The sequence below is a fragment of the Achromobacter sp. 413638 genome (assembly GCF_043119405.1).
In the GTDB taxonomy this organism is placed as follows: domain Bacteria; phylum Pseudomonadota; class Gammaproteobacteria; order Burkholderiales; family Burkholderiaceae_B; genus Achromobacter.
This window is the reverse complement of record NZ_JBICCO010000032.1, coordinates 1-20,615: the sequence shown is the minus strand read 5'-3', so window position 1 is coordinate 20,615 and position 20,615 is coordinate 1. Positions and strand designations below refer to the sequence as shown.

At 68.9% G+C, this 20,615-nt stretch carries 19 protein-coding genes; 10 read left to right on the top strand and 9 right to left on the bottom strand.

All coding sequences use genetic code 11. The features are described from left to right. Nucleotides 1-210: 210 nt before the first annotated feature. On the bottom strand, nt 211-909 hold the full coding sequence (locus ACEU5R_RS15015) for a glutathione S-transferase C-terminal domain-containing protein (protein ID WP_392410682.1): 699 nt from the start codon (nt 907-909) through the stop codon (nt 211-213). Nucleotides 910-1,117: 208 nt separating this feature from the next. Between ACEU5R_RS15015 and ACEU5R_RS15010 the strand changes: the two genes are divergently transcribed. Then, nucleotides 1,118-2,572: a tetratricopeptide repeat protein gene (locus tag ACEU5R_RS15010; RefSeq protein WP_233772575.1), complete on the top strand. Its 1,455-nt coding sequence runs from the start codon at nt 1,118-1,120 to the stop codon at nt 2,570-2,572. Nucleotides 2,573-2,629: 57 nt separating this feature from the next. On the opposite strand, the gene ACEU5R_RS15005 is transcribed toward ACEU5R_RS15010, so the two are convergent. Together ACEU5R_RS15005 and ACEU5R_RS15000 are read right to left on the bottom strand one after the other, a co-directional pair. Next, nucleotides 2,630-3,595, bottom strand: coding sequence for a glycosyltransferase family 9 protein (locus ACEU5R_RS15005; protein ID WP_392410681.1), 966 nt, complete (start codon nt 3,593-3,595; stop codon nt 2,630-2,632). A gap of 107 nt (nt 3,596-3,702) precedes the next feature. Further along, nucleotides 3,703-3,885 (bottom strand): hypothetical protein, encoded by a 183-nt coding sequence (locus ACEU5R_RS15000; RefSeq protein WP_392410680.1) that lies wholly within the window; start codon nt 3,883-3,885, stop codon nt 3,703-3,705. A 110-nt stretch (nt 3,886-3,995) separates the two neighbouring features. Between ACEU5R_RS15000 and ACEU5R_RS14995 the strand changes: the two genes are divergently transcribed. The 4 genes from ACEU5R_RS14995 (at nt 3,996) to prpF (ending at nt 9,041) form a co-directional block, all read left to right on the top strand. Beyond that, complete coding sequence (locus tag ACEU5R_RS14995) at nt 3,996-4,175, top strand: hypothetical protein (protein WP_199771081.1); 180 nt, start codon at nt 3,996-3,998, stop codon at nt 4,173-4,175. 274 nt (nt 4,176-4,449) lie between these two features. After that, nucleotides 4,450-5,160 carry a GntR family transcriptional regulator gene (locus ACEU5R_RS14990; RefSeq protein WP_392410679.1) on the top strand — a complete coding sequence of 237 codons (711 nt, stop codon included), beginning with the start codon at nt 4,450-4,452 and terminating at the stop codon, nt 5,158-5,160. After that, nucleotides 5,160-7,775: a Fe/S-dependent 2-methylisocitrate dehydratase AcnD gene (gene acnD / locus ACEU5R_RS14985; protein WP_103271164.1), complete on the top strand. Its 2,616-nt coding sequence runs from the start codon at nt 5,160-5,162 to the stop codon at nt 7,773-7,775. The genes ACEU5R_RS14990 and acnD overlap by 1 nt, the downstream gene beginning before the upstream one ends. A gap of 81 nt (nt 7,776-7,856) precedes the next feature. Beyond that, nucleotides 7,857-9,041 carry a 2-methylaconitate cis-trans isomerase PrpF gene (gene prpF, locus ACEU5R_RS14980; RefSeq protein ID WP_392410678.1) on the top strand — a complete coding sequence of 395 codons (1,185 nt, stop codon included), beginning with the start codon at nt 7,857-7,859 and terminating at the stop codon, nt 9,039-9,041. Between the two features lie 114 nt (nt 9,042-9,155). Here prpF and ACEU5R_RS14975 read toward each other — a convergent pair whose 3' ends face one another. From ACEU5R_RS14975 to ACEU5R_RS14965, 3 genes are all read right to left on the bottom strand, one after another. Then, entirely contained in the window at nt 9,156-9,473 is a 318-nt protein-coding gene (locus ACEU5R_RS14975) for a hypothetical protein (RefSeq protein WP_392410677.1), read from the bottom strand. A gap of 217 nt (nt 9,474-9,690) precedes the next feature. Next, on the bottom strand, nt 9,691-11,217 hold the full coding sequence (locus ACEU5R_RS14970) for an argininosuccinate lyase (RefSeq protein ID WP_392410676.1): 1,527 nt from the start codon (nt 11,215-11,217) through the stop codon (nt 9,691-9,693). A gap of 111 nt (nt 11,218-11,328) precedes the next feature. Further along, complete coding sequence (locus ACEU5R_RS14965; RefSeq protein ID WP_392410675.1) at nt 11,329-12,168, bottom strand: YggS family pyridoxal phosphate-dependent enzyme; 840 nt, start codon at nt 12,166-12,168, stop codon at nt 11,329-11,331. 213 nt (nt 12,169-12,381) lie between these two features. Here ACEU5R_RS14965 and ACEU5R_RS14960 point away from each other — a divergent pair, with 213 nt between their 5' ends. The 5 genes from ACEU5R_RS14960 (at nt 12,382) to ACEU5R_RS14940 (ending at nt 17,733) form a co-directional block, all read left to right on the top strand. Further along, on the top strand, nt 12,382-13,866 hold the full coding sequence (locus ACEU5R_RS14960) for an L-lactate permease (RefSeq protein ID WP_392410674.1): 1,485 nt from the start codon (nt 12,382-12,384) through the stop codon (nt 13,864-13,866). A 122-nt stretch (nt 13,867-13,988) separates the two neighbouring features. After that, nucleotides 13,989-14,882, top strand: a complete 894-nt coding sequence (locus ACEU5R_RS14955) for a LysR family transcriptional regulator (protein ID WP_103271170.1) — start codon at nt 13,989-13,991, stop codon at nt 14,880-14,882. 107 nt (nt 14,883-14,989) lie between these two features. After that, the gene (locus ACEU5R_RS14950; protein WP_103271171.1) at nt 14,990-15,769 is read left to right on the top strand and encodes an aldolase; all 780 of its coding nucleotides are present in this window, start codon (nt 14,990-14,992) and stop codon (nt 15,767-15,769) included. Nucleotides 15,770-15,805: 36 nt separating this feature from the next. Then, entirely contained in the window at nt 15,806-17,134 is a 1,329-nt protein-coding gene (locus ACEU5R_RS14945; RefSeq protein ID WP_392410673.1) for an MFS transporter, read from the top strand. Beyond that, entirely contained in the window at nt 17,131-17,733 is a 603-nt protein-coding gene (locus ACEU5R_RS14940) for a 2-hydroxychromene-2-carboxylate isomerase (protein ID WP_392410672.1), read from the top strand. Before ACEU5R_RS14945 ends, ACEU5R_RS14940 begins: the two co-directional genes overlap by 4 nt. 48 nt (nt 17,734-17,781) lie before the next feature. Here ACEU5R_RS14940 and ptsJ read toward each other — a convergent pair whose 3' ends face one another. The 3 genes from ptsJ to ACEU5R_RS14925 form a co-directional block, all read right to left on the bottom strand. Next, nucleotides 17,782-19,077 (bottom strand): transcriptional regulator PtsJ, encoded by a 1,296-nt coding sequence (gene ptsJ / locus ACEU5R_RS14935; RefSeq protein ID WP_392410671.1) that lies wholly within the window; start codon nt 19,075-19,077, stop codon nt 17,782-17,784. Nucleotides 19,078-19,252: 175 nt separating this feature from the next. Then, nucleotides 19,253-19,723, bottom strand: coding sequence for a WG repeat-containing protein (locus tag ACEU5R_RS14930; RefSeq protein WP_392410670.1), 471 nt, complete (start codon nt 19,721-19,723; stop codon nt 19,253-19,255). 31 nt (nt 19,724-19,754) lie between these two features. After that, complete coding sequence (locus ACEU5R_RS14925) at nt 19,755-20,498, bottom strand: hypothetical protein (RefSeq protein ID WP_392410669.1); 744 nt, start codon at nt 20,496-20,498, stop codon at nt 19,755-19,757. Nucleotides 20,499-20,615 lie beyond the last annotated feature (117 nt).

Genomic DNA, 20,615 nt, shown 5'->3' with positions numbered 1-20,615 from the left:
CGCACGTCGGGGAAATTCGTACTGCGTTGTCCAGCCTATGGGATCAGCTTACGCCTTTTAGTAATTAACATATGACCGAACAGCATGAATCTATGGCCGCTGTTTGATCGGCAGCAAACCGGGCGGAAAAGGGGCGGCGTGGCCACCGACCGCGCGCCGAGGCCGCGTCAAACCGCAAGCCCCGGCGCGCCGGCCCAAGACCCGCGCGGCTCAGCCGGGGATCGTCAGACCCCGGACCACGGCGGGCCGGGAGACGAAAGCGTCCAGCACGCGCGCCACATTCTTGTACCGGGTGAACTCGACCAGCTCGCCCGCGCCGTAGAAACCGATCAGGTTGCGCACCCAGGGGAAGATAGCGATGTCGGCGATGGTGTACGTATCGCCCATGACCCAGTCGCGGCCTTGCAGGCGCTGGTCCAGCACGCCCAGCAGGCGTCGCGCCTCGGCCACGTAGCGGTCGCGCGGACGCTTGTCTTCATAGTCCTTGCCGGCGAATTTGTGGAAGAAGCCCAGCTGGCCGAACATCGGACCGATGCCGCCCATCTGGAACATCAGCCATTGCAGCGTCTCGAAACGCCCGCCCGCGTCGGCCGGCAGGAACTGGCCGGTCTTGCTGGCCAGGTAAACCAGGATGGCGCCGGACTCGAACAGCGCCAGCGGCTTGCCATCGGGCCCGTTGGGATCGAGGATGGCGGGAATCTTGTTGTTGGGGCTGATCGACAGGAACTCGAGCGTGAACTGGTCCTGCGTATCGAAGCTGACCCGGTGCGCCTCGTAGGGCAGCCCCAGCTCCTCCAGCAGGATCGACACCTTCACGCCATTGGGCGTGGGCAGCGAATACAGCTGGATGCGGTCAGGGTGGCTGGCCGGCCATTTCCTGGTGATGGCGTAGGAATCGAGGGAAGTCATGCGTCGCGCTCCGGGGAATCGGAAGAATGGGGTCGGGAAGGCCGCGCGGGCCCGGGGCCCGTCGCGTCGGGCAAATTTAGCGCAAATCCCCGCCGCCAGGACCGCCCGCCGGGCACGCGCCGATTCTTTGAGAGAATAGGCGGCTCGCGCCCTCGTCCGTTCTTCCCGTCAACCCGCGCCCGCCCGACGCATGCCCGCCGTACCGACGATGTCCACACCTATCTGGCTGCGCCCGCTGCTTCTGGCCGGCGCGCTGCTGTCCCCGCCCGCATCCTGCCTGGCCGCCCCCATCGCCGCCGCCTCGGCGGCGGCCGCCCTCGCGCCCACGGCCATCCCCGCCCCCGCGTCCAGCGTCGCGACCAAGGCCAAGACCCACGCCCGGCCCTCGGCGCCGCCTCCTGGCATGCCGCAGTTCGGCGCGGGCGCCTACGGCCGCTACCTGGTGCTGAAGGTGCAGGGCCCGACCGGCCCCCAGCTCGCGCCGCACACACCCTACCGCCTGTTCCTGACCGGCAAGGATCAGTCCATCCGCAACACGCCCGACGGCAGCGGCGTGATCCACGGCGTGACCGACGCGCAGGGACGCACCGCCTGGATCTGGACCGAGACCGACCACCTGGCCCGCGATTTCACCCTGGTCCGGCTGGCCGGCGACTACAGCTGGGGTCAGGTATTCCAGCTGAGCAGCAGCGGCGAGCACGCGCCGGTGGCCGGATACCCCTACCGCATCGCGCTGCATCAGCGCTGGGGCGAGCTGCAGACCGACATGGGCTATACCTCCGCGCAGGGCAACACGGCCTATGTCAGCGATGCCATGCCTGCGGCCTCGCTCAATCTGTACACGAGCAACGACTTCGATTTCGACCCTGCCTGCTTCACTGAACTGAACATGCTGAACCTGGAGCTGGCCCGGCGCGATCTGGATGCCGCCCGGGAGCGGGTCGCCGCCATGGGCTGCGCGGACGCGCCGGCAGGCAAGGTGGCGCTGGCGACCGTGCTGCTGGGCGCGGGCCAGCCCGAATGGGCGCGGCGCACCGTGGAGGAAGCCACCGCGCCGGCATGGATCGAACGCATCAGCCCGCTGGACGATCAGGCGCTGGCCGACCGCTACATGCTGCACAAGCTGCTGGGCATGCCCGACGCCGCCCTGGCAGACGCCATGGAATTGCAGCGCCGCCAGGCTCGCAAGTCCGGTCGGCCGGATCCGGACTACGCCAACAGCGTCGCCTACTACCTGGCGGACTTCCCGGATTACCTGCCGCAAGCCGAGGCCCAGGCGCGGCGCTCGATCCGCGCGGCCGGCCTGCGGCCCTACAACCAGGCCACGCTGGGCTGGATACGCTTTCTGCGCGGCGACGCCGCCGGCGGGCTGGATATGCTGAAACGCGGCTATGCGGCACAGCCGCGCGATGAGGAAATGGTCGCCGACTACGGCCTGGCGCTATGGCGTGACGGCCAGCAGGCGCTGGCGCGGCGGATCTGGGACCAGGCCGAGGCCCAGTGCGTGTGGGGCCGGCGCCTGTACGATGCGCTGCGCGCCGTGGACTACCCGCATCCACTGTTCCACGCCTCCGGCAGCGCACAAGTGCAGGCCTACCAGCAGCGCTGCGCGCAGCCCCGGCCGACCCGCGACAAACGCCATCCGCGCGGCGCGGCCGCCTGAGGCGAACCGCGCCAGCGATCCCGGCCCGGGCAGCAGCGCGGGCCGCGCATGCCCGGCTCAGGCCGCGGCAAGCTTCGTGCGCTCTACCGGATCGGCGGCGATCGCCGCCAGGCAGGCCGCCAGCACCTTTTCCGGCGGGATGCTGTTGATGCCCGCGCCGACGACGTCGGGCACGACATCAACGGCGCCAGGACGTTGCCAGAACCATTCGGGGTTGGACTCGTTGAACACGCCCACGTAAGGCACGCCCACGCCCTGCGCGATATGCGAGGGACCGCAGTCATTGGCGACGATCAGGCGCGCGCGCAGCATCAGCGCCGACAGCTCCGGAATGGTCCGGCAATACTCGATCCGGAATTCCGGACGGCGCAGGCTGTTGATCAGTTCAAGCTCGGCGGCCTCGTCCGGCCCCAGCACGAAGGAAAACTGCGTGCCGCGCCCGATCGAGGTCTTGAGCAGGTCCGCCAGCCGGATGTAGTGCGCGATGCTCCAGCGCTTGAACGGACCGGAGCCGCCGCCTGGAATCATCACCACGTCGACCGGCGCCACCGGGCGCTTGCGCTGCTCGGCGATTTCCCGGAAGCAGTTCAGCGCCGCCTGGTGGGGATCGAAGGAACGGTAGGTGCCCAGCAGCCGCAGATTGGCCAGGCCGATGTATTCGCCGATGTTCTTGGGATGCGAATGCGTCCAGGCGCCGTCGCTCAGGCGATTGTTGCGAAAGCCCATGCGCAACGCCGGACGGCGCAGCAGGCTGACCAGCCCGTAGCGCTCGCTGCTGTGATGCAGATTGATCGACGCATTGGCGCGCGCGGGCAGGCAGCGCACGTGTTCGCGGAAGCTGGACACGCGCACGAATTCATCCACCCAGGGCAGGGACGTGTAGTAACGCCCCACGTCATCCCGGGCCACGACCCGCAGCCGCTGCGACGGCCACCATTGCTTGAGCTGATAGAGCGTTGGAAACGCCACGACCTGATCCCCGTAGCGGGGCTGGCTCCTGATATAGACGACCGTATCCGGCATACCCTCTTTCCCGTATTCCCTGAATTGCACCCGCCGCCCTGCGCGACGGATGACTGACATCGAGATTGATTCTCTTATTGGTATCGCGGCGCTTTTTCAGCTGCCGATCACGCCTCGGCCAGCCGCCCTGGACGCTTCTTCCTGTCCCGGGCGCCACGGCCGCTCGCCGTCATCGCAACGGCCACGCCGCCGATGCCGGCAATTGGCGAATTTACCCGCAGCGCCTCAAACGGAATACAAGAGCTTGTTGAATAAATGTGAAGAGTTTTGAAGTCGTTGTTTTTTGTCACAAACAGGTCCGGAGCCGCGCTTGCCTGCGTCCCGTCCGTCCGGCGCTATGATCGGCACATACGCTGCACGTTGCGCGCCGTTCCGAGGGGATCGGCACAGGAGACTCACCATGACGCATTTCCCATCCGCTTTCCCCCTGTCCCGCCTGGCCATGCTGTTGGCCATGACCCTGGCGCTGGCCGGCTGCTCGCTCGGCCCCGGCGGCCCGCCCCACCCTGGCGCGGCCAACCCGTACAGCAGCGGCGGCTTCCATGACGCCGGCCCGAACTACCCCGACACCGGCCTTTGACACGATGGTTCCCCAGGGCGCCCGCCCTGGGGAACCATCGCCATGCGCGGCGCCTGTCCCGGCTTCCTCCTCTCCCCCGATCTCATCCGGGCCCGGCATTGCGGCTCGCCGACAGATTGTCGACACGAACGCCCGCCCCCTGCCCCCGCCGCCGCGCAGCCCCGCCCACGCGCTTGCGCCTTTCCCGCCTCGCGGGTAAATTGTTGACAATTATTCGAGACAAGCCCGCCAATTCCGCATTTCGCTCGCCAATTCGAGCCAGATTGTCGACACCATGAGCCAGATCCTCACGCTCCCGAACGCCGCGCCAGGCGATGGCGAAACGCTGTCGGACCAGATCTTCAAGAAGATCCAGGCCGCCATCGTCACGGGCGAGATGGCCCCGGGCAGCAAGATTTCCGAACCCGAGCTGGCCCGCATCCATGGCGTCAGCCGTGGCCCGCTGCGCGAGGCGCTGCACCGCCTGGAAGGCCAGAGGCTGCTGGTGCGCGTGCCGCACGCCGGCGCGCGGGTGGTGTCGCTGAGCCAGCAGGAACTGTGCGAGCTGTACGAAATCCGTGAATCGCTCGAAGGCATGGCCTGCCGCCTGGCCGCCGAGCGCATGCCGGCCGCCGAGGTGCAGGAATTGCGCCGCGTGCTGGAAGCGCACGAGCGCGACGAGGCATTCCAGGCGGGCCTGGGCTACTACCAGCAGGAGGGCGACTACGACTTCCACTACCGCATCGTCAAAGGCAGCGGCAACCAGATGCTGTTCCGCATGCTGTGCGACGAGCTCTACCAGCTCGCGCGCATGTACCGCATCCAGTACTCGACCACGCCCAACCGCCCCCGGCAGTCCTTTGCCGAACACCACCGCATTCTCGACGCCATTGCCGACCGCGATGGCGAGCTGGCTGAACTCCTGATGCGCCGCCACATCCGCGCATCCCGTCTCAACATCGAACAACAGATCGCCCAGGGCAACCTCCGGCGTACCGAGGCATGATGAACAAATCCTATCGCAAGCCCCTGCCGGGCACCCGCCTGGACTACTTTGATGCGCGCGCCGCCGTCGAGGCCATCGCGCCCGGCGCCTATGACGGCCTGCCGTACACCTCGCGCGTGTTGGCGGAAAACCTTGTGCGCCGCTGCGAGCCGTCGCAGCTGACGGACGCGCTCAAGCAGCTGATCGAGCGCCGCCGCGACCTGGACTTCCCCTGGTATCCGGCGCGCGTGGTCTGTCATGACATCCTGGGCCAGACCGCGCTGGTCGATCTGGCCGGCCTGCGCGACGCCATCGCCGACAAGGGCGGCGATCCGTCCAAGGTCAACCCGGTGGTGCCGGTACAGCTGATCGTGGACCACTCGCTGGCCGTGGAATACGGCGGCGACGACCCCGACGCCTTCGCCAAGAACCGCGCCGTCGAAGACCGCCGCAACGAAGACCGCTTCCATTTCATCGACTGGACCAAGCAGGCCTTCCGCAACATCGACATCGTGCAGCCCGGCAACGGCATCATGCACCAGATCAACCTGGAACGCATGTCGCCGGTGGTCCACGCGCAGGACGGCGTGGCCTACCCCGACACGCTGGTCGGCACCGACAGCCACACCCCGCACGTGGACGCGCTGGGCGTGATCGCCATCGGCGTGGGCGGCCTGGAAGCCGAAAACGTGATGCTGGGCCGCGCGTCCTGGATGCGCCTGCCCGACATCATCGGCGTGGAGCTGTCCGGCCGTCCCGGCCCCGGCATCACCGCCACCGACGTGGTGCTGACGCTGACCGAATTCCTGCGCAAGGAAAAGGTCGTGGGCGCCTACCTGGAGTTCTACGGCGCCGGCGCCGCCGCGCTGACGCTGGGCGATCGCGCCACCATCTCGAACATGGCGCCCGAGTACGGCGCCACCGCCGCGATGTTCGCCATCGACCAGCAGACCATCGACTACCTGCGCCTGACCGGCCGCGAGGACGAACAGATCGCGCTGGTCGAGACCTACGCCAAGACCGCCGGCCTGTGGGCCGACAGCCTGACGCAGGCGCGGTACGAGCGCGTGCTGCGCTTCGACCTGTCCACCGTGGTGCGCACGCTGGCCGGCCCGTCCAACCCGCACCGCCGCCTGCCGGTCGCGGACCTGGCCGAGCGCGGCATCGCCGGCAAGGTCGAGAACCAGCCCGGCCTGATGCCCGACGGCGCCGTCATCATCGCCGCCATCACCAGCTGCACCAACACCAGCAACCCGCGCAACGTGATCGCCGCCGGCCTGCTGGCGCGCAACGCCAACCGCGCCGGGCTCACGCGCAAGCCCTGGGTCAAGAGCTCGCTGGCGCCCGGCTCCAAGGCCGTCGCGCTGTACCTGGACGAAGCCGGCCTGACCACGGAGCTGGAACAGCTGGGCTTCGGCGTGGTCGCCTTCGCCTGTACCACATGCAACGGCATGTCCGGCGCGCTCGATCCCAAGATCCAGCAGGAGATCATCGACCGCGACCTCTATTCCACTGCCGTGCTGTCGGGCAACCGGAACTTCGACGGCCGCATCCATCCCTACGCCAAGCAGGCCTTCCTGGCGTCGCCGCCCCTGGTGGTGGCCTACGCCATCGCCGGCACCATCCGTTTCGACATCGAGCGCGACGTGCTGGGCACGGACGCCAGCGGCCGCGAGATCCGGCTCAAGGACATCTGGCCCACCGACGCCGAGATCGACGCCGTGGTCAAGGCCGCCGTCAAGCCCGAGCAGTTCCGCAAGGTCTACGCGCCCATGTTCGGCATCCAGGACGAGCGCCGCGCCGCCGTCGATCCGCTGTACCCCTGGCGCCCGCAGAGCACCTACATCCGCCGCCCGCCGTACTGGGAAGGCGCGCTGGCCGGCGCGCGCACGCTGCGCGGCATGCGCCCGCTGGCCGTGCTGGGCGACAACATCACCACCGACCACCTGTCGCCGTCCAACGCCATCCTGATGGACAGCGCCGCCGGCGAATACCTGCACAAGATGGGCCTGCCGGAAGAGGACTTCAATTCCTACGCCACCCATCGCGGCGATCACCTGACCGCGCAGCGCGCCACCTTCGCCAACCCCAAGCTGTTCAATGAAATGGTGAAGAACGCCGACGGCACGGTGCGACAGGGCTCGCTGGCCCGCGTCGAGCCGGAAGGCCAGGTCATGCGCATGTGGGAAGCCATCGAGACCTACATGGACCGCAAGCAGCCGCTGATCATCGTGGCCGGCGCCGACTACGGCCAGGGCTCGTCGCGCGACTGGGCCGCCAAGGGCGTGCGCCTGGCCGGCGTGGAAGCCATCGTGGCCGAGGGCTTCGAGCGCATCCACCGCACCAACCTGATCGGCATGGGCGTGCTGCCGCTGGAGTTCAAGCCCGGCGTCAATCGCAAGACGCTGTCGCTGGACGGCACCGAGACCTACGACGTGATCGGCGAGCGCAAGCCGCGCGCCGACCTGACGCTGGTCATCCACCGCGCCAATGGCGAAACCGTGCAGGCCGCGGTGACCTGCCGCCTGGACACGGCCGAGGAAGTCTCCATCTACGAAGCCGGCGGCGTGCTGCAGCGCTTCGCCCAGGACTTCCTGGAAGCCGAATCGGCCGGCGCGGCCAAGCAGGCCGGCTGAGACCAGGCCACGGCAGGCGGGCGCCCGACCCCGGCGCGCCCGCCTCTCCCGATCAACCCGACAGACCCCGAGGACCGCGACATGGCCCACGCTCCCCAGACCAAGATTGCCGCCACCTACATGCGCGGCGGCACCAGCAAAGGCGTGTTCTTCAAGCTGGACGACCTGCCCGAACCGGCGCGCGCGCCCGGCGCCGCGCGCGACGCGCTGCTGATGCGCGTGATCGGCAGCCCCGACCCCTACGGCAAGCAGATCGACGGCATGGGCGCGGCCACCTCCAGCACCAGCAAGACCGTCATCATCGGCAAGAGCAGCCGCCCCGGCCACGACGTCGACTACCTGTTCGGCCAGGTCTCCATCGACCAGGCCTTCGTCGACTGGAGCGGCAACTGCGGCAACCTGTCGGCCGCCGTCGGCCCCTTCGCCATCACCAACGGCCTGGTCGACCCGGCCCGCGTGCCGCGCGACGGCATCGCCACCATCCGCATCTGGCAGGCCAATATCGGCAAGACCATCATCGCCCATGTGCCGATGACGAACGGCGAAGTGCAGGAAACCGGCGACTTCGAGCTGGACGGCGTGACCTTCCCCGCCGCCGAGCTGCAGCTGGAATTCATGGACCCGGCCGAGGATGGCGACGGCGGCTCGATGTTCCCAACCGGCAAGCTGGTGGACGACCTGGACGTGCCGGGCGTGGGCACCTTCAAGGCCACCATGATCAACTCCGGCATTCCCACCATCTTCCTGGACGCCGAGGCGCTGGGCTACACCGGCGCCGAACTGCAGGAAGACATCAACGGCGACGCCGCCGCGCTGGCGCGCTTCGAGGCCATCCGCGCCCATGGCGCGCTGCGCATGGGCCTGATCAAATCGCTGGAAGAGGCCGCGTCCCGCCAGCACACGCCCAAGGTCGCCTTCGTCGCGCGCCCGCGCGACTACGTGGCTTCCAGCGGCAAGAAGATCGGCGCGGGCGACGTGGACGTGCTGGTGCGCGCGCTGTCCATGGGCAAGCTGCACCACGCCATGATGGGCACCGCCTCGGTCGCCATCGCCACGGCGGCGGCCGTGCCCGGCACGCTGGTCAACCAGGCCGCCGGCGGCGGCGAGCGCGACCAGGTCTGCTTCGGCCACCCCTCGGGCACGCTGCGCGTCGGCGCGCAGGCGCAGTTGGTGGACGGCGAATGGAAGGTCACCAAGGCCATCATGAGCCGCAGCGCCCGCATCCTGATGGAAGGTCGCGTGCACGTGCCTCGCGCAGGCTTCTGATCCTCGGGAAAAAATCGTCCCCGCCCGCGCCCGGCAAGAGGCGCGCAATTCCCGGCATCCTCGCGGGCCGGGCGAGGCGGGCCTCGTGCCCGCCCCGGCTATGCGTCGCGCGTCCTACAGATAGGACAGCGTGACGACATAGTGCCTGGTCTTGCCCTGCGCGCCTTCACGCGCCGGCAGCGGATCCACACGCACCTGCACATGCCTGGCGCTGCGCGTGGACGCTTTCACAGGCTGGCCCGCGGCGCGGGCCCGCTCCGCCTCGCACTCGACGCTGACCTGCAGGCTGCCCGGACGCGTCTTGGGCGAGCAGCTCGCGGGCTCCACGATGGCGCCGTAAAAACGGATCTCTCCGCCCTGGGCATGGACCGTGGAGACAGCGCCGGCGACGCCGAGGAGCAAGACCGGTAGACAACGAAGTGGCGTAATCATGGCGCCTCCTGACAACGAAGCGCCGGCATTCGAAACCGGCCGGCCTTCATTGTCTTAACGACCTACGCACATCGAATTTAATGGCCTGTCCTAGGACTACGCGCCTGAGACTTTCCCTTAATTGCGCCGCAATAGCGCTGCCAGAAATGGCGCGCACGAACGACATCACGGTGCCGACCATGCACCGCAACACACTGGGTGGGATCGAGGTTCGAGGCTATTTTTCGGCCTGCTGCGCCGCACTAGAGACTATTACGTCGAATTGCCGATCCAGTCCGTCCAACGCCTGCTGTATATGCAAACGGCGCGCTTTGATCCAGGCATCCTGCTCCGCCAGGCGCGCGTCCGCGTCCTTCAGCATGCGCGCCATCTCGGCGGGCTGGGGGCCGCCGAGGGTGGCGCGGCTGTTCACGATGGCCACCGGATCCAGCGCGGCGCGGAACTCGGCCTCGCTCATCGGCAGCTCGGTCCCGTACTTGGAATCCTTCTGCGACTCGGCATAGATGCGGCGCGCCTCGGCGTAGGGAAAATCCAGCGGCTTGATGCCGTGGGTCTTGGCATAAGCCACGACTTCCGACGCGAAATGATGGCCATCGCGGAACGGCAGCTTGTACTTGCGCATCAGCAGGTCCGCCAGCTCCTGCGAGGCTGTCCAATCGCTGTTCAGCTCCTCCAGCGCACGATCCGGGCTGATGACCAGGGCCTTGAGCACGCGGTCCCAGCGCTTGAGCGCCGCGATGCCGCTGTCCACCATCGCCGAATTCTTCCTCACGTCCTTCGGATCGCTCATGCCCGGCGTGATGTTGTGCGTCTGCAGGAGCGGCCCCATCGCCAGCGTCAGCGCCGTGGACGCATCGCTGCGCGTGTCGTTGAGCAGGCCCGGGTTGCGCTTCTGCGGCATGGCGCTGGACACGTAGGTATTGCCGCCGCCCTCTTGCAGCAGGATCCACGGGCGCGACTGCGCGTACTGCGTCAAGACGTCCTCGACGAAGTTGCCGGTGCGCAGCGCGATGCTGGCGACGATCGATGCCACCTCCACCGGCTGGTCCATGGACGAGATCTGCGCGGCGTCGTAGGCGTTGTCCACCAGCGCCTCGAAGCCCAGATAGCGCGCCATGCGCTCGCGGTCCAGCGGCCAGCTGGTGCCATTGAGCACCGTGGTGCCCATCGGCGAGCGGTCGATGCGGACATACGCCTCGCGGATGCGCTGCGCATCGCGCATCAGCCCCGCCGCCTGCCCCAGCAGGTAGTGGCCGTAGCTGTTCGGCTGCGCGGCCACGCCGTTGGTGTAGTTGGGCACGATGGTGGCGGCGTGGCGGCCTGCCAGCGCCACCAGCGTCGCGCTGGTCTGGTTCAGCTGATCGGCCAGTTCCAGCAGCTTGTCGCGCAGGATGGCGCTGCGGTAGGTGGCGTGCATGTCCTGGCTGGAACGCCCGGCATGCAGCAGGGTCACGTCCTCGCCCGCCGCCTTGATCAGCAGCGGCTCGAACGAGATCACCGTCGACGGCCGCCCGGCGCCGGGCTGGGCGCCCGCCTCGAGCACCTTGGCCAGCCCCGCCGCCAGCCTGGGCGCCATGCGCTTGTCGAGCAGGCTCTGGTCGGTATTGATGACCAGCGTGGCCTTGTTGATCTCGCCGAGCCAATAGAAGGGATCGCGTTGCTGGACGGGTTTGGACTCGGTCTGCGCGCTCGCGCAGGCAGCGGTCAGGACGAGCGCAAGCGCAATGACGGGGCGTGTGAACATGGCGGTCTCGGCGAAGGCAATGCCGGCCAGTGTAGTCAGCCCCGGGCTTGCGCGACATCCAGGCTTGCGCTTATACGCAGATCCTGTCGGCCGCGCGAAAGCGCGTCTTTCTCAGGCGGGCGGCGGGGCGCCGTCCCCGGTCGGCCAGTAATAGGAATCCGGCGTGTTGCGCGCGCCGAAGATGGCCTGCCCCACGCGCACCACGGTGGCGCCTTCCTCGATGGCGATTTCATAGTCGCCCGACATGCCCATCGACAACTCGTCCAGCCCGACGCCGGCGGGCGCGTCCTGGCGCAGCCGGTCGCGCAGCGTGCGCAGCAGCACGAAACACTGGCGCACGCGCCCGGCCTCGGCCGAGAACAGCGCCAGCGTCATGAAGCCGCGCACCCGCAAGCCGGAATAGGCCGGCATCTGCCGCAGGAAGGCCGCGGCCTCGTCGGGCTGCAGGCCGTACTTGCTGGCCTCGCCCGAGGTATTGATCTGCACATACACGTCCAGCGCGCGGCCCTCGGCCTGCAGGCGGCGGTCCAGCGCCTCGGCCACGCGCAGGCTGTCCAGCGCCTGGAACTCGGCCGCGTAGCGCGCCACCAGCTTGGCCTTGTTGGTCTGCAGATGGCCGATGACCGACCAGCGCAGGTCCGTCAGGTCGGCCATGGCCTCCCATTTGCGCGACACCTCCTGCAGCTTGTTCTCGCCCAGGTAGCGGCAGCCGGCCTGGTAGGCCAGGCGTATGCGCGCCTCGTCCACCGTCTTGCTCACCGGCAGCAGGCGCACGCTGTCCGGCGCGCGCCCGGCGCGGCGGGCCGCGTCGGCGATGCGCTGGTTGACCGTGGCCAGGTTGCGGCGGAAATCCTCCACCGACTCGGCGCGCGGCCAGCGGCCGTGCTGGTCATGCTGGGTCTGGGTTTGCACGGACGCGCCGCCCGCCTCCTGATCGATTGCTTCGCTCATGCCTGAACCTCGCGCATCGAAGCGGCGCGTTCCTGGCGTCGCTTCATTTTTGTCATAGGTCAAATATTATCACGCACGACGAACCGCGAGGCATGAATGACATGACGCCAACGCGGGCCTGTTCCGGCACGTGCGCCGGCTGCGTTACTCTCTCTGCCTCACGCGCGCCGCGCCCACCGGGCCGGCCGCCCCACTTCCGTCGCTGGACGCCGAATGAACTACCTGCTGTGGTCGCTTCCCATGCTCGTCATCGCCGGCGCGATCGCCATCGCGCGGCTGAACGCCACGCAGGCCGCCGCGCTGGGACTGCTGGCCACGGTGCCCGTGGCCATCTACGCCGGCGACACGGCCTTCGGCGGCGCGCAGCTGGCCCTGGCGCTGGAACGCGGCGCCTGGATCGGCGCCACCATCGCGCCCTACATCCTGGGCGGACTGCTGTTCTGGCAAGCAGCCGCGCACGGCGCCAGCGCGCCTGCGGACGGCGGCGCGGCAAGCCCCGCCGATGCCCGCGACCGGCGTCGCCTGCTGTTCTTCGCCTGTTTCCTGGTCGGCCCTTTCGCCGAGGCGGCCACCGGCTTCGGCGTGGGCATGCTGGGCACCGTCGCGCTGCTACGCGGCCAGCGCATCGCGCCGCGCCACCTGATGGTCTTCGCGCTGTTGAGCCAGACGCTGATCCCCTGGGGCGCCATGAGCAGCGGCACGCTGCTGGCCTCGGCCTATGCACGCATGACCGGCACGGAACTGGCGCTGTATGCGATGGTTCCCACCACCGCGCTGATGGCGCTGGTATGGCTGCCGCTGTATTGGCGCACCGCCAGCCGGGCCGGTTTCGATCCGCATAGCGGTGGCAAGACCACGGAGCGCCTGCGCGAGGCCGGCTGGATCGCGGCCGCGCTGGCCCTGCTCGCCGCGTTCACCGCCTGGCTCGGCCCCGAGACCGCGCTGCTGGCCTCTTACGGCCCGCTGATCACGCTGCGCTATCTGCTGGACCGCCGGCCGGACCGCCGCGCCTTCGCCGCGACCGCGCGCCGCATGCTGCCCTATGCCGCGCTGATCGCGGCGCTGGCGCTGACGCGCCTGGTTCCGGAATGGCGAGCCGCCCTGGCGGCCGTCGGCCGTGTCGCCCCCTACGCCGATCTGCCGGCCTGGTCGCCGCTGCTGCATGCCGGCTCCTGGCTGATCGCGGCCGGCGTGCTGACCGCCGCGCTGCGCGGCCAGGCCGCCCGGCTGCCGAGCGAGGCGCGCGCCGCCTGGACCACCGGCCGCCACGCCGTGATGACCGTTTTCCTGTTCGCCATGATGGCCGAAATCCTGGCCGCCGCCGGCATCTCCCAGGCCTTCGCGCGCGGCATGTTCGACGCGCTGGGCCAGGGCGCCGTAGTCGTCGCGCCGCTGTTCTCGGCCGCCTTCGGCGTGCTGACCAACAGTGGCAACATGCCCAACAGCCTGTTCATGCCGGCGCAGACCGCCATCGCCGTGCAGGCCGGCCTGAGCGTGTCGGCGGTGGCCGCGCTGCAACATGTCAGCGGCACTGCCATGAGCCTGTTCTCGCCGGTGCGCATGTCGATCGCGGCCAACCTGGCCGAAGGCAGTGGCGAGGAACGCAAGGTCTATGCGGCGCTGCTGCCCTGCGCGCTGGCCGCGCTGGCGCTGTTGCTGCTGATGGCGCTGGCGATCGCGCTGTCGCCCCGGCATTGAACGGCAAGCCGCGCACAACACCTGCAAGCCCGCCGCGTCGCCAGCCGCGTTAGTCCCGATCGCGCGGCCGGCAAGCAGCCCGTATCATCGCCGGGTCCGCACAAGAGCACGAGGGGAACGGGATGGAAACCATGGACAGGCAGCTGCGCTATTTCATCTGCATCGCGGAACTGGGGTCCCTGTCCCGCGCGGCCGACGCGCTGGACCAGACGCAATCGGGACTGAGCCGGCAGCTGGCCACGCTGGAGGCCCGCATCGGCCAACCGCTGTTCCTGCGCACCGGGCGCGGCGTGGAGCTGACCGAGGCCGGCAAGCTGCTCTACGACGCCACCCAGCCGGCCTATCGCGGCATCGACCTGGCGGTCGAACGCATGCGGCACCAGGGCGTGACGCAGGGCACGCTGCGACTGGCCGCCGTGCACACCCTCAGTTACTACTACACCGCCGATCTGGTGGCCGGCTTCGTCAGCGCGCATCCCTCGGTGAACCTGTCCATCATGGGCCGCAGCTCGCCCGAAGTGGTGGCCCTGGTGGAAAGCGGCAAGGCCGACCTGGGCCTGGTCTACGACTCGGCGGTGGATTCCGGCACGCTGGAATCCTGTCCCCTGTTCGACGACGACATGGCGCTCATCGTGCGCCACGACAGTGCGCTGTCCGGCCCGCAGGACCTGGCCGCGCTGTCGCTGCGGCTGGTCGGCTTCCCGCCGCACTACGCGCTGCGCCGCATGATCCAGAGCGCCGGCCTGCAACCGGATTTCGCCGCCGAGGCCGAGACCATCGACGCCATGCTCAGGCTGGTGTCCTCGGGTGTGGGCGACTGCATCCTGCCCGCCCGCATTCCGGACAAGCTGCTGGACGACTACGGCCTGCGCAAGCTGCCGGTGACCCGGCCGCTGCTGCGCCGCCGCGTGGTGGCGGTGACGCAGGCGGGCAAGCCGCGCACGCCCTTGCTCAAGGAATTCCTGAGCCGCGTCGAACAGCTGGCCGGCGAGCTGCGCGGCGGCGCCCCGGCATAGCTGCTATGAGCTGAGGTGCATGGCTGCCGGCGGCGGCCCTCTCCACAATACGGTCAGGTTGCGCGCATGCCGCGCCAACACAGAACCATAAAACGGAGACGCCCCGCATGAACCCCGCCGCCCTCAGGGAAAAATCGTATTTCGACCAGCGCGCCACGCAGGAGATGCAGCAGCACCTGCGCGCCGTGCCCCGCAGCATCCAGGAGACCATGGCGCATGCCTGCCGCATCCTGGCGATGACAGAACAGGAGGCCGGACTGGCCGGCCAGATCAGCGTGCGCTCTGAACGCCCCGGCGCCTACTGGACGCTGCGCTTCGGCCTGGGCTTCGACGAGGCCACGCCCGCTGATTTCATCGAAGTCGACCGCGACCTGCACACGCTCACCGGCGAGGGCATGGCCAACCCCGCCACGCGCTTTCACCTGTGGGTGTACGAGGCGCGGCCCGACGTGCAATCCATCATCCACACTCACTCGCCCTGGGCCTCGGCGCTGGCCGCCGCGCGCCAGCCGCTGGTGATCGCGCAGATGGACATGACGCCGCTGCACGACGACTGCGCCTTCCTGGGCGAATGGCCCGGCGTGCCGATCGCCGACCAGGAAGGCGTGCTCATCTCCGAGGCGCTGGGCGCCAAGCGCGCCATCATCCTGGCGCACCACGGCTATCTGACCGCCGGCGCGTCCTGCGAGGAAGCGACCTATCTGTCGGTCTACCTGGAGCGCGCCGCGCGCATGCAGATCCGCGCCCAGGCCTTCGGCCCGCTCACGCCGGTGGATGACGCGCTGGCCCGCGAGGCGCACGACTACCTGCTCAAGCCAGCCATCGTGCGCGCCACCTTCGACTACTGGGTCCGCCAGACGCGCGGCATCCCCGCCCTGCCGGCCTGAGCGCCGCTCCTTCCGCACTCTTTCAAGGACGTCGCCATGACTACGCCTGCAAAGCAGGCGGCGCGCTCGCGCCGCCATTACGTCACGGCCGGGCTGGCCAGCATGATGGGCACCACCATCGAGTGGTATGACTTTTTCCTGTACGGCACCGCCGCGGCCCTGGTCTTCAACAAGATCTTCTTTCCCGCCATCGATCCCATCAGCGGCACCCTGGCCGCCTTCGCCACCTATTCCGTCGGCTTCTTCGCCCGCCCGCTGGGCGGCGTGGTGTTCGGCCACTTCGGCGACAAGGTCGGACGCAAGTCCATGCTGCTCATCACGCTCTTCATGATGGGCATCCCCACCATCCTGATCGGCCTGATCCCCTCCTACGACAGCATCGGCTACTGGGCCGCCGTGCTGCTGGTGCTGATGCGCTTCCTGCAGGGCGTGGCGGTCGGCGGCGAATGGGGCGGCGCCATCCTGATGGCCGTCGAGCACGCGCCCGAAGGCAAGAAGGGCTTCTTCGGCAGCCTGCCGCAGACCGGCGTGGCGCCGGGCCTGATCCTGTCTTCGCTGGCCATGGGCGCGGTCGCCGCGCTGCCCGAGGCGGACATGCTGTCCTGGGGCTGGCGCATTCCGTTCCTGGCCAGCGTGGTGCTGCTGCTGGTGGGCTGGTTCATCCGCGCCAAGGTCGCCGAATCGCCCGACTTCGAGCGCATGCGCGCACAGGGCGACAAGGTCGAGGTGCCGGCGCTGGTGGTGCTGCGCCGCTATCCACGCGAAGTGCTGATCGTTGTCGGCGGCCGGCTGGCCGAAGTGACCTGGTTCTACACCGTGGTCACCTTCTCGCTGGCCTACGCCACCGGCACGCTGGGCATCCCGCGCGCCACCATGCTGGACGCCACCGTCTGGGGCGCGACGCTGGCGCTGTTCACCATGCCGCTGTGCGGCGTGCTGGGCGACCGCATCGGTTTCAAGTGGATCTTCATGGCCGGCGCGGCGGGCATCCTGCTGTTCGCGCCCATGTTCTTCTCGATGCTGCAGACGCGCGATCCCGCCACCGTCACGACGGCGGTCGCCGTGGCGGTGGGCCTGGTCTACGCCGCGCTGTACGGCCCGCAAGGCGGCCTGTTCTCGGCCCAGTTCCCGCCCGAGGTGCGCTACAGCGGCATCTCGCTGGCGGTGCAGCTGTCGGGCGCCATCGGCGGCGGACTGGCGCCGCTGGTCGCCACGTCGCTGCTGGCCTACGGCGGCGGCGACCCGCGCTACATTGTCTGGTACCTGAGCGCGCTGGGCCTGGTCGCCATCGCCAGCGCGTTCTTCATGCACCGGCCCACGCGCTTCGCGCTGCCGGCCGGCGCCCGCCTGGAGGCCCGCCCATGAAACCGTCGCACCTCGACTACTACTTCTGGCTGAATTCCGACTGGGCCTACCTGGGCGCCGACCGCCTGGAGGCGCTCGCGCGGCGCCAGAACGTGGCCATCCGCTACAAGCCGGTCGACCTGCCCGACGTCTACGCGCGCACCGGCGGCGTGCTGCTGGGCCAGCGCTCGCGGGAACGACAGGACTACCGCGTCGCCGAGCTGCGCCGCTGGTGCCGCAAGCTGGGCATCCCGGTCAACCCGCACCCCGCCCATATGTGCCCGAACGCCGACCAGGCCTCGCGCATCGTGATCGCGGCGGACCTGCAGGGGCTGCCGGTGGCCGCGCTGTACAAGGCCATCCTGCATGCCGAGTGGTGCGAGGACCGCGATATCTCGTCCGAATCCACGCTGCGCGAGATCGCGGCCGCGCAGGGGCTGGACGCCGACGCCCTGCTGCGCGCGGCGACCGCGCCGGACGTCGAGCGACGCTACCGCCAGTACACCGACGAAGCGGTCGCCGCAGGCGCGTTCGGCTCGCCATCGTATGTCTATGCCGGCGAGTTGTTCTGGGGCCAGGACCGGCTGGAAATGCTGGAAGAGGCGATCGCAGCGACGTGACGCGGGATCCCGTGGCAGCGCGTGACGCTGCTCCGTGCGATTCCCTGCTCAGGCGATGCTCTGGCGCAGGTCCCGCGCCAGCTGCGCGCACTGTTCCGGCTCGATATCGGAAAGGGTCACGCGCAGCCCGGGCACGGGATCCTGCACGCAGAAGGCCTCGCCATGGCGCAGCAGCCAGCCGCGCCGCGCCATGGCCAGCGCCACGGCCTGATCGTCCGCCGGCAGCGGAATCCACAGATTGAGTCCATCGCCCTGCGCCGCATGCGGCAGGCCCTGCGCGCGCAGCGCGTCTTCCAGGGCGGCGCGGCGGCGCACGTAGTCCTCGCGCGCCCGCGCCATCAATTGCGCCACCTCGGTCTGGCCCAGCGCCGCCTCGACCATGTCCTGCAAGACATGGCTGACCCAGCTGGTGCCCGAGGCCAGCCGCAAGCGCAGCTGCCGCGACGTGGCCGCGTCGCTGGCCACCAGCGCCACGCGGATGTCCGGCCCCAGCGCCTTGGTCAACGAGCGCACCAGCGCCCAGCGCGGCGCGCCCGTGGGCAGCGCCGAATGATAGGCGGCGTTGGACAGCAGCGCGAAATGATCGTCCACGATGGCCAGGACCTGCGGATGGCGCGCCAGCACGCGCGCCAACGCCCGCGCGCGCTTTTCGCTCAGGCTGCATCCAGTGGGATTGTGCGCGCGCGGCGTGATCAGCACCGCCCGCGCGCCCTTTTCCAGCGCGGCTTCCAGCGCGCGGGGCAGCATGCCCTCGTCGTCCATCGCCACGCCGATCGCCGCCATCCCGGCCGAGCGCAGCGTGTTGATGCTGCTGAGAAAGCAGGGATTCTCGACCGCCACCTTGTCGCCCGGCACCAGGTGCGAGACCAGCAAGCGCTCGATCGCGTCCACCGCCCCGTGCGTCACGTTGATGTCGAACAGCCCCGGACAATCCGGCGCCAGCCAGCCGCGCCCGTAGGTCTCCAGGCCCGGATTGACCGTCGGCTCGCCGTAGAGCCGGGGCCGGTACGGTCGGGCGGCGAACGCCCGCGCCATGTCCGGCAGCCATTCCCGCCGGGGATTGCCGCTGGCCAGATCGGTCAGCGGCGTATCGGGCAAGGCGCCTTCCTGCTCGCCCGCGCCGTAGGGATCGCGGATCACCGTGCCCAGCCGTCCCTGCGTCAACGCGATGCCGGCGGCCGCCAGCCGCTTGTACGCCGCCGCCACGGTATTGCGGTTGATGTCGAGTTCCGCCGCCAGCTCGCGCACCGGCGGCAACGCCTGGCCCGGCAACAACTGCTGCGACTGCACCAGCGCGCGCACACAGTCCACGATCTGGGCAGCGGTCTTTCCTTGTATCTTCATATCGTCCCAGGACAATCGGACTGATTGGCTGGCCATTTTGCCAGACAGGAAAGTCCGATGCCGGAGTGTGGCACGATAGACGGCTGCGGCAAAATGCGGACGCCCCCTGCCACCCGGTCTATCCCTTCCGGAGTTTGATCAGCGCGCGGCGCGCATGCCGACTGCCTGCCGGGACTCAGTCGGAGAGCTTCTGCGCCTGCGTCTCCTCTACCCGCCGCCCCGCCTTGTCTATGCTCTCCCAGGACTTGCACTGCACGCTGGAGTGTTCCCCTTCCGGGTACTGGACGCAATCCATCCCCACCTTGGCCCTGCCGTCCCGGAACGGAAAGGCAAAATCATAGCGGGCGGGAATCACCACCTTCAGAGCCTCATCGTGGAACCCCATCTTGCCGTTCTCCACGTGACGCGCCAGCCCGTCCTGGAAAAAGTCCGGACCATTGTCGTAGATGAACGGGCGCAGCACCGGGCGATCCTGGCGGTCCACGTAGACCAGGCCTTGCTCGTCCACGGCCAGCGTATGGCCATGGACGTCGTAGCTCGGCGGCGCGTCATCCTGCTCCTGCGCCGGCCAGTATTGCAGCGCCTGCGCCGGCCCCAAGGCCGCGCCCAGCAGAATCGCGCCGATGACGCGGCGTTTCACATGCATTCTTTTCTCCTTGGCCGCGCGCCGGCCCGCTTCAACTCCATTCGAACGTCTGCAGGGCCACGCGGGTCTGCGGATCATAGAACAGCAGGATCTGGTCGGCCCCGCCATCCCGGTAGTTCCAGCCCGGCACCGCCGCCACGAAGCGGAATGGCCGGCCATCCTCGGTCAGCGGAAACGCATCTTCCCAATCCATCTCCGGGTTGTCGACGAACTCCAGCGGAAACAGGTCGGGATCGGCCCAGTTGCCCGCGCCCTGCGATTCCTTCCAGTCTTCCAGGAACGCCAGCCGATACTTGAGCATCTGCGCCTCGCCCTCGCGCTTGCCCAGGTCCACGTTCATCAGCAGGCCGCGCTCGGCATAGGCCGCCTTGACCTCGTCGAACGACTGCTGCTGCTTGGCGTAGTGTTCGAGCAGCTCGGGATCCTGGCTGCGCGTCTTGTCCTCGCTCATCGCCTGAAAGCAGCGCCAGTCGCCCAGCAGCTCGTAGCGGCTGTCCTCGCCCAGCCTGAAGCCGATCCAGTTCCTGCGCGTGTAGTAGGAGTGATAGGCCTCGGCGCCATCGGCGAAATAATCGTCGTAGGGTTCGACCGGGCTCAGCAGGTGGATGCGGCCGGACCAGGCGGGGTCGACGGCGGACAGGTCGATGGAGACCAGCGGATGCAGCAGCTTCGCGGCCTGGGCGGGGTCGGAGGCGAAGACGTCGGCCGGGTCGGGGAACGGGTGCAGGAAGGGCTGGGGTTGGGTGAAGTCGATCTTGTCGGGGGATGCGCTCATGGGCGGAAAGTCCTGTGGGAGCCTGGATCGTTACGGTGGGCATGCGGCCGTGGCGGGGATGGCCATGGCCGGTTGGATGTCTGCCCGACGAGAAGATAGCAATTATTCAGCCGCTTG

Excerpts from the sequence above, each read along its gene's own strand:
- ACEU5R_RS15015 (WP_392410682.1), bottom strand. The coding sequence starts at position 909 with ATGACTTCCCTCGATTCCTACGCCATCACCAGGAAATGGCCGGCCAGC.
- ACEU5R_RS15010 (WP_233772575.1), top strand. The coding sequence starts at position 1,118 with ATGTCCACACCTATCTGGCTGCGCCCGCTGCTTCTGGCCGGCGCGCTG.
- ACEU5R_RS15005 (WP_392410681.1), bottom strand. The coding sequence starts at position 3,595 with ATGCCGGATACGGTCGTCTATATCAGGAGCCAGCCCCGCTACGGGGAT.
- ACEU5R_RS14995 (WP_199771081.1), top strand. The coding sequence starts at position 3,996 with ATGACGCATTTCCCATCCGCTTTCCCCCTGTCCCGCCTGGCCATGCTG.
- ACEU5R_RS14990 (WP_392410679.1), top strand. The coding sequence starts at position 4,450 with ATGAGCCAGATCCTCACGCTCCCGAACGCCGCGCCAGGCGATGGCGAA.
- acnD (WP_103271164.1), top strand. The coding sequence starts at position 5,160 with ATGAACAAATCCTATCGCAAGCCCCTGCCGGGCACCCGCCTGGACTAC.
- prpF (WP_392410678.1), top strand. The coding sequence starts at position 7,857 with ATGGCCCACGCTCCCCAGACCAAGATTGCCGCCACCTACATGCGCGGC.
- ACEU5R_RS14975 (WP_392410677.1), bottom strand. The coding sequence starts at position 9,473 with ATGATTACGCCACTTCGTTGTCTACCGGTCTTGCTCCTCGGCGTCGCC.
- ACEU5R_RS14970 (WP_392410676.1), bottom strand. The coding sequence starts at position 11,217 with ATGTTCACACGCCCCGTCATTGCGCTTGCGCTCGTCCTGACCGCTGCC.
- ACEU5R_RS14965 (WP_392410675.1), bottom strand. The coding sequence starts at position 12,168 with ATGAGCGAAGCAATCGATCAGGAGGCGGGCGGCGCGTCCGTGCAAACC.
- ACEU5R_RS14960 (WP_392410674.1), top strand. The coding sequence starts at position 12,382 with ATGAACTACCTGCTGTGGTCGCTTCCCATGCTCGTCATCGCCGGCGCG.
- ACEU5R_RS14955 (WP_103271170.1), top strand. The coding sequence starts at position 13,989 with ATGGAAACCATGGACAGGCAGCTGCGCTATTTCATCTGCATCGCGGAA.
- ACEU5R_RS14950 (WP_103271171.1), top strand. The coding sequence starts at position 14,990 with ATGAACCCCGCCGCCCTCAGGGAAAAATCGTATTTCGACCAGCGCGCC.
- ACEU5R_RS14945 (WP_392410673.1), top strand. The coding sequence starts at position 15,806 with ATGACTACGCCTGCAAAGCAGGCGGCGCGCTCGCGCCGCCATTACGTC.
- ACEU5R_RS14940 (WP_392410672.1), top strand. The coding sequence starts at position 17,131 with ATGAAACCGTCGCACCTCGACTACTACTTCTGGCTGAATTCCGACTGG.
- ptsJ (WP_392410671.1), bottom strand. The coding sequence starts at position 19,077 with ATGAAGATACAAGGAAAGACCGCTGCCCAGATCGTGGACTGTGTGCGC.
- ACEU5R_RS14930 (WP_392410670.1), bottom strand. The coding sequence starts at position 19,723 with ATGCATGTGAAACGCCGCGTCATCGGCGCGATTCTGCTGGGCGCGGCC.
- ACEU5R_RS14925 (WP_392410669.1), bottom strand. The coding sequence starts at position 20,498 with ATGAGCGCATCCCCCGACAAGATCGACTTCACCCAACCCCAGCCCTTC.